Raw genomic sequence first — 12,762 nt, 5'->3', positions numbered from 1 at the left:
CTGGCCGCTTCAATAGGGCTGGCTTGCAAGCGCTGCCTCTATCAGCAGATCGGCAAGGGTGGCGGGCATCGTCACCTGCGGCAGATGGCCGGTGTGAAGGACATGGACCGGCCAGATCTTCCGCCGCGCGCGTGCCGCCGCTCCCGAGAACGCATCCACCTTCGCGCCCTGGTCCATCGTCAGTATGTAGGTGCCGGGAATGGCGGCGGCGGCCGGGTTGGTCAGGCTGATCCTTTCCTCCAGCGTGCCGATCGGCTGGGGCGGACCCTTGCCGTCGTTCGACGCGATGGCCCAGCCTTCGCCCCGATCCGCCGCCCGTTTTTTCAGCGTCGCGACGAAGGCCGGAGCCATCTGGTCAAAGGCCGATTCGCCATGTTGGGGCAGAAAGGCGTCGACATAGACGAGGCGTGCAAGTTTTTCCGGGGTGCGCTCGGCCACGCCTGAAACCACCATGCCGCCAAGGCTGTGTCCGACGAGGACGACATGCTCCAGCCGCTCGCGCGCGATCAGCGCGACGATGGCGTTCACATGGCTGGTGAGGTTGACGTGCGGCCCGCCTTCCTGCGCCCGGTCTCCCTGTCCCGGCAGGGAAGGGGCGAACACGCGATGGCCCTGCTTTTCCAGCAGCGATTTCACTTTCCACCAGCCCTGACCGCCGCCCCAGCCGCCGTGGATCAGGATGAAGGGCAGCTTGTCCGCCGCCTGTGCGGGAAGGGGGATGGCGAAAAGCAGAATGGCAAGGATGAGCCGCACCGGCGCTCAGCCTTGCGGTGTGATCGGCGGTTCCGCCTTGTCCAGCTTCATGCCGTGCTTCATCAATATCGGGGCTTGTGCCATGGCGAAGACCAGCGACAGCGGCACCACGCCCCAAAGCTTGAACGCGATCCAGAAATCGGTGGACTGGGTGCGCCACACTGCCTCGTTCAGCAGCGCCATGGCGATGAAGAACAGGCCCCAGTTGCGGGTCAGCTTGTGCCAGCCCGCCTCGTCAAGGCCGGGATAGGCGGTCTCCAGCACGATCTTCAAGGTCGGCTTTCCGCTGATGAGGCCGAAGAAGAGGATCGACGCGAACATGACATAGACGATGGTCGGCTTCACCTTGATGAAGGTTTCATTGTGCAGCCACAGCGTCAGCCCGCCAAAGCCGAGCACCATCACGCCCGACAGCCACAGGATCGGCGAGACCCTGCCCATCTTCATCTTCGACACCAGCATGGCGACGGCCGTGGCCGCCATGAAGGCGGCGGTGGCGGTGAACACGCCCGCCAGGCTGTTGGCGATGAAGAAGGCCAGCAACGGCCCGAAATCGATCGCCAGCTTAAGGCCCGTGCCCGGTTCTGTGGTCTTGGCGGCGTCGGTCATCCTTGGTCCTCGTCAACGTGCGCCGGCGATGGCGCGGGCCAGTTCATCCGCATCGAACGGGCGCAGGTCGGTCATGGTTTCACCAACGCCCACGGCATGGATCGGCAGGCCATAGCGTTCCGCCGCCGCAACCAGCACGCCGCCGCGCGCCGTGCCGTCCAGCTTGGTCATCACCAGCCCGGTGACACCGGCCGTCTCGCGGAATGCCTCGATCTGGCTGAACGCATTCTGGCCGACGGTCGCATCCAGCACCAGCACCACGTCGTGCGGCGCGGCGGCGTCCAGCTTGCCGAGCACGCGCTTCACCTTGGCAAGCTCGTCCATCAGGCCCTGCTTGTTCTGGAGGCGTCCGGCGGTGTCGACGATCAGCACGTCGACTCCTTCGGCCCGCGCGCGCTGATGCGCGTCGAACACGAGGCCTGCCGCATCCGCGCCTTCTTTGCCCGAGACCACCGGCACGCCCGCGCGGTCGCCCCATGTCTGGAGCTGGGCGATGGCGGCGGCGCGAAAGGTGTCTCCCGCCGCAAGCATCACCGAATAATCCTGCTCGGTGAACAGATGCGCCAGCTTTGCGATGGTCGTGGTCTTGCCCGATCCGTTGACGCCCACCACCAGCACCACATGCGGGCGCGGAAAGGCGGTGATCTCCAGCGGCTTGGCGACCGGGCGCAGGATCTTTGCGATTTCATCGGCAACGATGGCGCGCAGGCCAGCCTCGTCCAGCGTCTTGCTGTAGCGCCCTTCGCCCACCCGCGCGGCGATTCGGGCCGCAGCAGCGGGGCCAAGGTCGGTCGCGATCAGCGCCTCCTCAAGCTCGCCAAGCGTCCGTTCGTCAAGCTCGATGCCAGGCCCGACAAGGCCGGTGAGATTCTCGTTCAGCCGCTCCGACGTGCGGGAGAAGCCGCGCCTCAGCCGATCGAGCCAGCTTCCGCCCTTTTCTTCGATCACGCTTTCACCGCCTCAAGCATCCCATCCACAACGCCGGATGTCTTAACAGCCACAATCTCTCCCGGTTCGCCGCCGCCATCGATGCGGATGGGGGCAAAGCTCTCGCCATGTCCGCTGCCGTCCTCCCGCTCCACGAGCAGGCGCTGGGTGGTTCCGACCAGGGAAGCGAGCCAGCGATCGAGCCGGGTCGCCGAAGCGGCGCGCAACCGGGCGGCGCGTTCCTTCCGCACCGGCACGGGCACCTGCGGCATTTTGGCGGCAGGGGTTCCGGTGCGCGCGGAATAGGGGAAGATATGGCCGAAGACGATGTCGCATTCGTCGATCAGCCGCAGCGTGTTCTCGAACATTTCGTCGGTTTCGGTCGGAAAGCCCGCGATCAGGTCCGCGCCAAAGGCTACATCGGGCCGCGCCTTGCGCACCCGCGCGCAGAAATCGATCGACTGCCTGCGGTCGTGCCTGCGCTTCATCCGTTTCAGGATCATGTCGTCACCGGCCTGCAACGACAGGTGAAGATGTGGCATCAGCCGGGATTCCCCGGTGATCGCGTCAAGCAGCGCCTCGTCGATTTCCACCGAATCGATCGATGACAGGCGCAGGCGCTTCAACTCCGGCACATGGGTCAGGATGCGTTGCACCAGCCTTCCGAGCGTGGAGCCGCCCGGCAGATCGGGGCCATAGGATGTCACGTCCACGCCCGTCAGCACCACTTCGCCAAAGCCCTGATCGACCAGCGCCTTGATCCGGTCGATCACCAGCCCGGCGGGGGCGGAGCGTGAGTTTCCCCGCCCATAGGGGATGATGCAGAAGGTGCAGCGGTGGTCGCAGCCGTTCTGCACCTCCACAAAGGCGCGGGCGCGTTCGGCGAAACCACCCAGCATGTGGGGCGCTGTCTGTCGCACGGCCATGATGTCGGACATGCGCACGTCGGGAACATCCGCATCGTCGAAACGCAGATTGGCAGGCTCGAACTTGTCGATATTGCCCAGCACCCGCGAAACCTCGGGCATTGCGGCGAAGGTCTGCGGCTCGATCTGCGCGGCGCAGCCGGTGACGATCACCCGGGCTGCCGGATTGGCCCGCTTGGCCTTGCGGATCGCCTGCCGCGCCTGCCGCACCGCTTCGCCCGTCACAGCACAGGTGTTGACGATCACCGTCTCCCCGCCGTCCGCCGCCAGCGCGCGCATGGCGTCGGAATCCGCGGCGTTCAGGCGGCATCCAAAGGTGATGACCTCCGCCGTCACCGGAACGCCTCAAGGTCGATCTCGCCGGTATAGGCAAGGGTCGCCGGGCCGGTCATGCGGATGTTGCCGCCCGACCGCCATTCGATGACCAGCGGCCCGCCCGGCAATTCCACGGTCACCTCGTTGTCGGCCAGCCCCGCCCGGATCGCCGCGACTGCGGTGGCGCATGCGCCGGTGCCGCAGGCCCGGGTCAGGCCCGCGCCGCGTTCCCACGTTCGCGCGCGGACGCGGCCTCTGTCGATGACCTGCGCGACATTGACGTTGATCCGGTTGGGGAACAGCGGATCGGTTTCTATCTGCGGCCCAAGCCGCTCCAGCGGCACGTCATCCAGGTCGGGCACGAAGAACACGAGGTGCGGGTTGCCGACGTTGATCGCGGTCGCCCCCTCCAGCATCTCCCAGCCCACCGGCAGGGCCGTGGTGTCCATTGCATAGGCAAGCGGGATCTCCTCCCAGCCGAAACGGGGGGCGCCCATGTCCACGCTTGCGCCATCGCCGCCGGGCGCTGCCGAAAGCAGCCCGCCCGCCGTCTCTATCGAGCACTCCCGGCCGACCAGCGCCGCGACGCAGCGGGTGGCGTTTCCGCAGGCTTCCACTTCCGATCCATCGGCGTTCCAGATGCGCATGCGGACATCGGCGATGGTGGACGGCTCGACGACGATCAACTGGTCGCAGCCGATGCCGGTATGGCGGTCGGCAAGCGCGGCGGCGAGCGCCGGCGTCATCGCCAGCGGCGTCTCGCGCGCATCGAATACGGCGAAGTCATTGCCGAGCCCGTGCATCTTGTGGAATGATCGCGTCATCGCGCGCGATTTAGGGTTTCAGAGGCCCCAAGTCCACCAATGGAGTCGCCAGTGCCGATCGAAGCCGAAGAGGTTCTGCAATTCTGGCTGTCCGAAACCCCGATGGAGCGTCGCTTTGTGCGCGACAAGGCGCTGGACGCGGCGATCCGGGAGCGTTTTGGCGCCCTGCACGCGCGGCTGGCGGAAAAGGTGCCGCAGGAGTGGCGCGACAGGCCGCGCGGCCTGCTGGCCGCCGTGATCGTGCTGGATCAGTTCTCGCGCAATCTCTATCGTGATGATCCGCGCGCCTTTGCCCAGGACGAGGCGGCGCGGGCGCTGATGCGCGAAGCGCTCGACAAGGGTTGGGACAGGCTGCTTGGCGTGGAGGAAAAATGGTTCCTCTACATGCCGCTGATGCACAGCGAGGATCTGGCCGATCAGGAGCTTTCGGTGGAGCTTTACCGCGCGCTGGGCATGAAGGACGTGCTGGACTTCGCAATCCGCCATCGCGACCAGATCGCGTGTTTCGGTCGTTTCCCGCAGCGAAACGACGTGCTGGAGCGCGACAGCACGGCGGCTGAAGCGGCCTTTCTGAAAGAACCCGGCAGCCGCTTTTGAATTATCGGCGCGCGCCCTGCCTTTGCCGGGCGTGGGTGAGCAGGATCAGCGAGAGCACGAGCGCCATCGTCGATAGCGGCAGCAGATTGGCGGTCGCCGCCGATTTCCACGCCTGTTCGATGATCCGGAGGCTGGGCAGGATGACCGTCATCAGCAGCCCGCAGCAGGCCGTCATGATCAGGCCCCGGAGCATCTCGGTGTTCCGGCTGGCGGTGATTGGGGCGACCCGTTCCTGCATCAATGCCTCCTGCTGCATGTTGACCCGGAGCTTCGCGCGAAAATCTTTCCAAGGTATGAAGATCGCCCCGGCGTTGACTTTTGCGGCCGTCCGGCGTTAGGAGCGAACTGCTTCGATCTTCGAAGAGCATGATTGCACAGCGTCCACGGATGCACGCCGGCCAGCGAGTTTTCGCCCGCCGGCGTAAAACCGTTTGGGAGTAGGTCTATGTTTGAGAGCCTGAGCGACCGGCTTGGCGGCGTGTTCGACCGCCTGCGTGGGCGTGGTGCGCTCTCCGAAGCCGATGTCCGCGAGGCGATGCGCGAAGTGCGCGTCGCGCTGCTGGAGGCCGATGTCGCGCTTCCGGTCGCCCGCAGCTTTGTCGACAAGGTCACCGAGCAGGCTGTCGGCCAGCAGGTGATTCGCTCGGTCACGCCCGGCCAGCAGGTCGTGAAGATCGTCCATGACGGCCTTGTCGAAATGCTGGGGTCGGATGCAGTCGACCTCAATCTCGACGTCACGCCTCCGGCGGTCGTCATGATGGTTGGTCTGCAAGGCTCCGGCAAGACGACGACCACCGCCAAGATCGCCAAGCGGCTGACCGAAAAGGGCCGCAAGAAGGTGATGATGGCGTCGCTGGACGTCGCCCGCCCGGCCGCGCAGGAACAGCTCCGCGTGCTCGGCGAGCAGACCGGCGTCGCGACGCTGCCGATCGTCGTCGGGCAGCAGCCGGTCGACATCGCCCGCCGCGCGCTTCAGGCGGCGAAGCTCCAGGGCTTTGACGTGGTGATGCTGGACACGGCGGGCCGCCTCCACGTCGACGCGCAGTTGATGGAGGAGATGAAGGCGGTGGCCCGGGTGGCCGAGCCGGACGAGACGCTGCTCGTCGTCGATGCGCTGACCGGGCAGGACGCGGTCAATGTCGCGAGGAGCTTTTCCGATCAGGTCGAACTCTCCGGCGTCGTCCTCACCCGGATGGACGGCGATGCGCGCGGCGGCGCGGCGCTCTCGATGCGCGCCGTCACCGGACGCCCGATCAAGTTCGTCGGCGTCGGCGAGAAGCTGGACGCGCTCGACACCTTCGATCCGCGCCGGGTCGCCGGTCGCATCCTCGGCATGGGCGACGTCGTCAGCCTTGTCGAAAAGGCGGCCGAGACGATGGAGCAGGACGCCGCCGAAAGGCTGGCGGCCAAGATGTCGAAGGGCCAGTTCGACATGGAGGACCTGCGCTCCCAGCTTCGCCAGATGCGCAACATGGGCGGAATCGGCGCACTTGCCTCGATGATACCGGGGCTGGCGAAGGCCAAGGCCGCGATGGCGAACAACGGACCCGACGACCGGCTGCTGCTTCGCATGGAGGCGATGGTCGGCTCCATGACTCCCAAGGAGCGCGCCAAGCCAGACATCCTCAACGCCAAGCGCAAGATCCGCATCGCCAAGGGATCGGGCACCACGGTTCAGGACGTGAACCGGCTGCTCAAGATGCATCAGGAAATGTCCACCGCCATGAAGAAGCTCAGGAAGATGGGCGGGATGAAGGCGTTGATGGGCCTGATGGGAAAGATGCCGGGCGGTGCTGGCGGCCTTGCCGGAATGATGGGCGGCGGTGGGGGAGGCCTGCCCGGTCTTCCCGGCGCGGGCGGTCCGGGCGGCTTGCCGCCGGGCTTCGACAAGTTTCTGAAGCGATAGTTTTTTGAAGGTTACAGGAAGGAAGAGCGAAGAATGTCAGTTTCAATCCGTCTGGCGCGCGGTGGCGCCAAGAAGCGTCCCTATTACCGCATCGTCGTTGCGAACAGCCGCGCCCCGCGCGATGGCCGCTTCATCGAGAAGATCGGCACCTATAATCCGCTGCTCGCCAAGGACGATCCCAAGCGCGTGACGCTGGACGGCGACCGCGCGAAGCATTGGCTGAGCGTCGGCGCGCAGCCGACCGATCGCGTTGCCCGCTTCTTCGACGCCGCCGGCATCGTGGAGCGCGCCGCACGCAACAACCCGAACAAGGCGAAGCCGGGCGAAAAGGCGGTGGAACGCGCCGAAACCAGGGCTGCCAAGGCTGCCGAAGCCGAGGAAGCTGCAAACGCCGCCGCCAACGCTCCGGCCGAGGAAGAAGCTCCAGCCGAGGAAGTCGTCGCCGAAGCTCCTGCCGAGGAAACCGCTGCGGAGGCTCCCGCCCAGGAAGAGCCGGCCAACGAAGGCGTTTCCGCTGAGGCTCCGGCCGAAGGCGCGGTCGACGCCGCTCCGGCTGAAGGCGCTGAAACCGCCGAGGAAAAGGCCCAGGGCTGACGCTCCATGGCTGAAAAGCTGGTTACCCTCGCCGCCGTCGCCGGAGCGCACGGCATAGGCGGCGAGGTGCGCCTGAAGCTGTTCGCGCACGACATTGAAAGCCTGAAGCGCCACCGGACGTTCGATGCCGGTGGCCGCATGCTTTCATTGAAGTCCATCCGCCCGGACAAGGGCGACGCGGTCGCGCGTTTCGCCGAGGTGAGCGACCGCACCGACGCCGAAAAGCTGCGGGGCACGGTGCTTGCCGTCGCGCGCGAGTCGCTGCCGCCGCTCGGCGAGGGCGAATATTATCATGCCGACCTGATCGGGCTGCCATGCACCTCCACCACGGGTGAAGACCTTGGCCATGTCGTCGCGGTCGACAATTACGGCGCGGGCGACGTGATCGAGATCGAACGGCCGGACGGCGGCCGCTTCATGGTGTCGATGAACCGGGAGGCGGTGCCGCAATGGTCCGCCGAAGGCATGGTGATTGACGCCAGCTTTGCGGCTTAGTATATACATTGCGTATATACGGAGGCCGTGATGGGCAAGGAATATCGCGCGAAGGTGTTCAAGTCGGGCAACTCGCTTGCGTTGCGGCTGCCGAAGGCGCTGGGTCTCAAGGAAGGCGCCGAAATGGTGGTCCGCGAGGAGCAGAGCAAATACACCTTCGAACCGGCCGATACGTCAGGCCGAAAGCTCGATATCAGTGGTTTTGCCGGAAAGGCGCCGTGGCTGAAGCCCATCCCGAGGGAACTTCGTGAATTTGACGAGCGGCCCAGCACGGTCGCCAAACGTGCACGCCAGCACGAATCGTGACGAAGTATCTGATCGATGCGGAGTCGGCCATCTATGCGATGGCCGAACGCCACTCCCCATTGACCGAGCGAATGGAGCAATGTGCGCCCGGCGACATTGCGATCTCGGCCATCAGCTTTGCCGAAGTCGCCCTTGGAACGCACAATGGCAAACCGCCTCCGACAGAGGTTCTCGACGCCTTTCTCGCGGTGATTCCGATGCTGCCTTTCGATGAGGCGGCTGCTCGCGCCTATGCGGGGCTTCCGTTCAGGCGTGCGCGCTTCGACCGCTTGCTGGCAGCACATGCGCTGAGTCTCGACGCCGTGATCATCACCAACAATGAAGATGACTTTGCGGATGTGCCGGGTCTGAAGCTTGAGAATTGGGCGGCGTGATGGTTGCTCGTCTTTCAACTCGTCATTCCCGCCTTCGCGGGAATGACAAATGAGGTAACCGGCTCCATGTGGTCCGCCGCCGTCCTTACGCTCTATCCGGAGATGTTTCCCGGCACGCTCGGCCAGAGCCTTGCCGGGCGTGCGCTGGCCGACGGGCTGTGGTCGCTGGATGCTATCCAGATCAGGGGTTTCGCGACAGACAGGCACCGGTCGGTCGACGATACGCCCGCCGGCGGAGGCGCGGGCATGGTGATGCGTGCCGATATTCTTGCAGCCGCCGTGGATGCAGCCGCCGCGCGCCATCCGGGCAATCCGGTGCTGGCGATGACTCCGCGCGGGCGGCCGCTCACGCAATCCCGCGTGCATGAACTCGCCGCTGGGCCGGGCGTGACGATCCTGTGCGGCCGGTTCGAAGGCATGGACGAGCGGCTGTTCGAGGCGCGCGCCGTGGAACCCGTCTCCATCGGCGACTATGTGCTGTCGGGCGGGGAAGTGGCGGCCCAGGTCGTACTGGACGCTTGCATCCGGCTCATTCCCGGCGTAATGGGCGCGGCTTCGAGCGGTGAGGAGGAAAGCTTCGAGGCTGGCCTTCTTGAATACCCTCAATACACCCGCCCCCCCTTGTGGGAAGGGCGCGCGATCCCTGAAGTGCTGCGATCGGGGGATCACGCGAAGATCGCCGCCTGGCGGAAGCAAAGGGCGGAGGATGACACACGGCTAAGGCGGCCGGACCTTTGGGAGCGCCATGGGGGCGCGCCGGTCCATCCGCCCTCTGGCGCGCAGGCAAAAGAAGAGGACGAATGAGATGAACCTCATCCAGGCGCTTGAAGCCGAGCAGATCGCCAAGTTCAACGAGGCGAAGAAGATTCCCGAGTTCCGCGCCGGCGACACGCTGCGCGTCGGCGTGAGGGTCGTGGAAGGCGAACGCACCCGTATCCAGAACTACGAAGGCGTGTGCATCGCGCGTTCGAACAAGGGTTTCGGCTCCAGCTTCACCGTGCGCAAGATTTCCTTCGGCGAGGGTGTGGAGCGTGTGTTCCCGCTCTACTCGCCGAACATCGAGAGCATCGATGTCGTTCGCCGTGGCGTGGTGCGCCGGGCGAAACTTTACTATCTGCGCGGCCGCTCGGGCAAATCGGCCCGAATTGCGGAGCTTCGCGACAATCGACCGGCCGCCGAGGCACGCGAGGGCTGATCCCTCAGACTTCGGAAAGACAAGTTCTCGGACGGCCGGGCTTCTGGAAGGAAGCGCCGGCCGTTCGCACATTCAAGAAGGATTGATACATGGGTTACCGCGTAGTTGTGGTCGGAGCGACCGGCAATGTCGGGCGCGAAATGCTGAACATCCTGGCGGAGCGCCAGTTTCCGGCGGACGAGGTGGCCGCGGTGGCGTCCTCCCGGTCCACCGGCAACCGCATCGATTTCGGCGAGAGCGGCAAGGAACTGACGGTCAGGAACATCGAGCATTTCGACTTCACCGGGTGGGACATGGCGCTGTTCGCCGCCGGTTCCGGCCCGACCAAGACCTATGCGCCCAAGGCGGCGGAGCAGGGCTGCACCGTCATCGACAATTCGTCGCTCTACCGCATGGACCCGGATGTGCCGCTGATCGTGCCGGAAGTGAACCCGGAGGCGATCGACGGCTACAAGGCGAAGAACATCATCGCCAACCCGAACTGCTCGACCGCCCAGATGGTCGTCGCGCTGAAGCCGCTGCACGACGCGGCCGGCATCAAGCGGGTCGTCGTATCGACCTATCAGTCGGTGTCGGGCGCGGGCAAGGAAGGCATGGACGAACTGTTCGAGCAGACCCGCGCGGTCTTCGTCGGCGATCCGAAGGAGAACAGGAAGTTCACCAAGCAGATCGCCTTCAACGTCATCCCGCACATCGACGTGTTCCTCGGACCCGATTCGGGCCTCGACGGCTACACCAAGGAAGAGTGGAAGATGACGGCCGAGACGCAGAAGATTCTCGACCCCGACATCAAGCTGACGGCCACCTGCGTGCGCGTGCCGGTGTTTGTCGGCCATTCGGAAGCGATCAACATCGAGTTCGAACGCCCGCTGTCCGTCAAGCAGGCGCAGGCGATCCTGCGCGAGGCTCCGGGCGTGATGCTGATCGATAAGCGGGAGGACGGCGGCTACATCACGCCGATCGAATGCGTGGGCGATTACGCCACCTTCATCAGCCGCGTCCGCAAGGACCCGACGGTGGAGAACGGCCTTGCCCTGTGGTGCGTGTCGGACAACCTCCGCAAGGGCGCGGCGCTCAACGCGGTGCAGATCGCCGAGCTTCTCGGCCGCCGCCATCTGAAGAAGGCGTAAGGTCCGCCCCGGTCATTCCGGCGAAGGCCGGAACCGCGTGGATCCATGAACACGGTGGCGGACAGTTCGCATAGGCCTGTGTTCATGGATTCCGGCCTTCACCGGAATGACGAGAGGTGACGAGGAGGAGGATGCGGATGCTTCACACGCCCGCCGCCCCTCCGCGTCCTCTGCGCGCCCCTTCCCACACACAGCCCGCAAAAACCGCTGTCCTACACGATCGCCGCTGCGGTAAGTGATTCGCCGTCCGTGCAGCTCGAGATGCAGGGACAGGCGTTCCCCCGGCGACGGGGGAGATGATCGGCGCGGACGTCCCGGCTTCAGGTCGAACGTTCGCATGGCACATAGTCAGCAAGCACGGCTCCGTCTGTCCGTCATCGAGTGGCGGGTCCGGCTGCCGCTGGCGTCAAATCTCGACGTGCTTCACCATTGCACTACCGAAACCGTCGAGTCCGGGCACGAAACGCGGCAACTCCGCGCCGGTCATCAGTCTTCCCGCCACCCCGGCCGCCCCAGCGCGAGCCGGGCCACAGGCGCATCCCCCGTCATTCCCGTCTTCGCCTGACTCACCGAAGGGAGTAGGCTGGCCGCCACCACGGAGGTGAGCCATGACCCAGACGACGACGGGCGGTTGCCAGTGCGGCCAGGTGCGGTTTGAAGCAAAGCCGCCGGAGCTTTCAGCCTATTTCTGTCATTGCCGCATGTGCCAGCGGGCGGTCGGCAATATTTTTGCCAGCTTCGTGAACCTGCCCAAGGCTGATGTCCGCTGGACAACGCGGGAGCCGGATTATTACGCCTCCACCATGTTCGCGCGGCGCGGCTTCTGCAGCGCGTGCGGCACGCCGCTGACGTTCGATTATCCGGACAGCGACGTGATCGACCTCACGCTGGGCGCGTTCGACGATCCTTCGCTCTTCACGTTCAAGCATCATTTCGGCGTCGAGAGCCGGATAGAGGCTTTCCGCCACACCGAGGGCTTTCCAGAATACCGGACGACGGACTATCAGCCGATAAGGCAACGATGGCTGGATCATTATGGCAAGCTCCCCGACTGAGGTTTCAACCCGCTATTTCAAGACGGACGATGGGGTGGAACTCGCCTGGCATGAAATGGGCGAGGGGCGGCCCGTCATCCTGATCCACGGCCTGTTTTCCAACGCGCACACCAACTGGGTGAAATATGGCGCGGCGGCCGAGGTCGCATCGCGCGGCTTTCGAGTCATCATGCCCGATCTGCGCGGCCATGGGATGAGCGCGAAGCCGCATGACGCCGCCTCCTATCCCAAAGACGTGCTCGCCGATGACGGGCTGGCGCTGCTCCGCCATCTGGGGCTTGCCGAGGGCGAATATGACCTTGGCGGCTATTCGCTGGGCGCCCGGACGACGATGCGGATGCTGATCCGGGGCGCGTTGCCGCGCAGGGCGGTGCTGGGCGGCATGGGCCTGCAGGGCCTTGTCGACACCGGCAGGCGGTCGGCGCATTTCCATCATGTGCTGGATCATATCGACGAGCATCCGCGCGGCTCGCCCGAGTGGATGGCGGTGCAGTTCCTGAAGACCACCAAGGGCGATCCGCTGGCGATGAAGCCGCTGCTCGACAGCTTCACCGATTCGACCGAGGAAGAGATCAGGAGCGTCGTCACCGACACGCTGGTCGTCTGCGGCGAGGACGACGAGGACAATGGCTCGGCCGAAGCGCTCGCCGCCCTGCTGCCCAATGCGCAATATGTGGCCGTGCCGGGAAATCACATGAGCGTGATGCTGCGGACGGAGCTGAACACCGCCATCGCCGATTTCCTCGCGGCTTGACC

General features: G+C 65.3%; 18 protein-coding genes. 12 read left to right on the top strand and 6 right to left on the bottom strand.

Going from position 1 to position 12,762, the window contains the following annotated elements:
• Positions 1-9: 9 nt before the first annotated feature.
• From BSL82_RS08060 to dapF, 5 genes are read right to left on the bottom strand one after another with little or no spacing between them, the layout of a single operon-like run.
• The gene (locus tag BSL82_RS08060; protein WP_083579106.1) at positions 10-753 is read right to left on the bottom strand and encodes an alpha/beta fold hydrolase; all 744 of its coding nucleotides are present in this window, start codon (positions 751-753) and stop codon (positions 10-12) included.
• Between the two features lie 6 nt (positions 754-759).
• Positions 760-1,362: a septation protein A gene (locus BSL82_RS08055; protein ID WP_072596816.1), complete on the bottom strand. Its 603-nt coding sequence runs from the start codon at positions 1,360-1,362 to the stop codon at positions 760-762.
• Positions 1,363-1,374: 12 nt separating this feature from the next.
• Positions 1,375-2,307, bottom strand: a complete 933-nt coding sequence (gene ftsY, locus BSL82_RS08050) for a signal recognition particle-docking protein FtsY (protein WP_072598679.1) — start codon at positions 2,305-2,307, stop codon at positions 1,375-1,377.
• On the bottom strand, positions 2,307-3,551 hold the full coding sequence (gene mtaB / locus BSL82_RS08045; protein WP_072596815.1) for a tRNA (N(6)-L-threonylcarbamoyladenosine(37)-C(2))-methylthiotransferase MtaB: 1,245 nt from the start codon (positions 3,549-3,551) through the stop codon (positions 2,307-2,309). The genes ftsY and mtaB overlap by 1 nt, the downstream gene beginning before the upstream one ends.
• Positions 3,548-4,354: a diaminopimelate epimerase gene (dapF, locus tag BSL82_RS08040; RefSeq protein WP_072596814.1), complete on the bottom strand. Its 807-nt coding sequence runs from the start codon at positions 4,352-4,354 to the stop codon at positions 3,548-3,550. The genes mtaB and dapF overlap by 4 nt, the downstream gene beginning before the upstream one ends.
• A gap of 51 nt (positions 4,355-4,405) precedes the next feature.
• On the opposite strand from dapF, the gene BSL82_RS08035 reads away from it, so the two are divergent.
• Complete coding sequence (locus BSL82_RS08035; protein WP_226998669.1) at positions 4,406-4,951, top strand: DUF924 family protein; 546 nt, start codon at positions 4,406-4,408, stop codon at positions 4,949-4,951.
• Between the two features lies 1 nt (position 4,952).
• On the opposite strand, the gene BSL82_RS08030 is transcribed toward BSL82_RS08035, so the two are convergent.
• Positions 4,953-5,189 carry a hypothetical protein gene (locus tag BSL82_RS08030; RefSeq protein WP_158010745.1) on the bottom strand — a complete coding sequence of 79 codons (237 nt, stop codon included), beginning with the start codon at positions 5,187-5,189 and terminating at the stop codon, positions 4,953-4,955.
• 207 nt (positions 5,190-5,396) lie between these two features.
• Between BSL82_RS08030 and ffh the strand changes: the two genes are divergently transcribed.
• From ffh to BSL82_RS07980, 11 genes are all read left to right on the top strand, one after another.
• On the top strand, positions 5,397-6,857 hold the full coding sequence (gene ffh / locus BSL82_RS08025) for a signal recognition particle protein (protein WP_072596811.1): 1,461 nt from the start codon (positions 5,397-5,399) through the stop codon (positions 6,855-6,857).
• Between the two features lie 33 nt (positions 6,858-6,890).
• Complete coding sequence (gene rpsP / locus BSL82_RS08020) at positions 6,891-7,451, top strand: 30S ribosomal protein S16 (RefSeq protein ID WP_072596810.1); 561 nt, start codon at positions 6,891-6,893, stop codon at positions 7,449-7,451.
• A 6-nt stretch (positions 7,452-7,457) separates the two neighbouring features.
• Complete coding sequence (gene rimM, locus BSL82_RS08015) at positions 7,458-7,946, top strand: ribosome maturation factor RimM (protein ID WP_072596809.1); 489 nt, start codon at positions 7,458-7,460, stop codon at positions 7,944-7,946.
• A gap of 30 nt (positions 7,947-7,976) precedes the next feature.
• A complete protein-coding gene (locus BSL82_RS08010) occupies positions 7,977-8,252 on the top strand; it encodes an AbrB/MazE/SpoVT family DNA-binding domain-containing protein (protein WP_072596808.1) in 276 nt (91 codons plus the stop codon).
• Positions 8,249-8,626 (top strand): type II toxin-antitoxin system VapC family toxin, encoded by a 378-nt coding sequence (locus BSL82_RS08005; protein ID WP_072596807.1) that lies wholly within the window; start codon positions 8,249-8,251, stop codon positions 8,624-8,626. Before BSL82_RS08010 ends, BSL82_RS08005 begins: the two co-directional genes overlap by 4 nt.
• A 42-nt stretch (positions 8,627-8,668) precedes the next feature.
• Positions 8,669-9,430, top strand: a complete 762-nt coding sequence (trmD, locus tag BSL82_RS08000) for a tRNA (guanosine(37)-N1)-methyltransferase TrmD (RefSeq protein WP_083579314.1) — start codon at positions 8,669-8,671, stop codon at positions 9,428-9,430.
• A 1-nt stretch (position 9,431) separates the two neighbouring features.
• Positions 9,432-9,821 carry a 50S ribosomal protein L19 gene (rplS, locus tag BSL82_RS07995; RefSeq protein ID WP_072596806.1) on the top strand — a complete coding sequence of 130 codons (390 nt, stop codon included), beginning with the start codon at positions 9,432-9,434 and terminating at the stop codon, positions 9,819-9,821.
• 89 nt (positions 9,822-9,910) lie between these two features.
• The gene (locus tag BSL82_RS07990) at positions 9,911-10,951 is read left to right on the top strand and encodes an aspartate-semialdehyde dehydrogenase (RefSeq protein WP_072596805.1); all 1,041 of its coding nucleotides are present in this window, start codon (positions 9,911-9,913) and stop codon (positions 10,949-10,951) included.
• A 337-nt stretch (positions 10,952-11,288) separates the two neighbouring features.
• Positions 11,289-11,516 (top strand): hypothetical protein, encoded by a 228-nt coding sequence (locus BSL82_RS20430; RefSeq protein ID WP_158010744.1) that lies wholly within the window; start codon positions 11,289-11,291, stop codon positions 11,514-11,516.
• A gap of 43 nt (positions 11,517-11,559) precedes the next feature.
• Positions 11,560-12,006 carry a GFA family protein gene (locus tag BSL82_RS07985; protein WP_072596804.1) on the top strand — a complete coding sequence of 149 codons (447 nt, stop codon included), beginning with the start codon at positions 11,560-11,562 and terminating at the stop codon, positions 12,004-12,006.
• Positions 11,987-12,760, top strand: a complete 774-nt coding sequence (locus BSL82_RS07980) for an alpha/beta fold hydrolase (protein WP_072596803.1) — start codon at positions 11,987-11,989, stop codon at positions 12,758-12,760. Before BSL82_RS07985 ends, BSL82_RS07980 begins: the two co-directional genes overlap by 20 nt.
• Positions 12,761-12,762: the final 2 nt, after the last annotated feature.

Source organism: Tardibacter chloracetimidivorans, assembly GCF_001890385.1.
In the GTDB taxonomy this organism is placed as follows: Bacteria; Pseudomonadota; Alphaproteobacteria; order Sphingomonadales; family Sphingomonadaceae; genus Tardibacter; species Tardibacter chloracetimidivorans.
The sequence above is the reverse complement of the archived record's forward strand: the minus strand, read 5'-3'. Positions and strand labels throughout refer to the sequence as shown.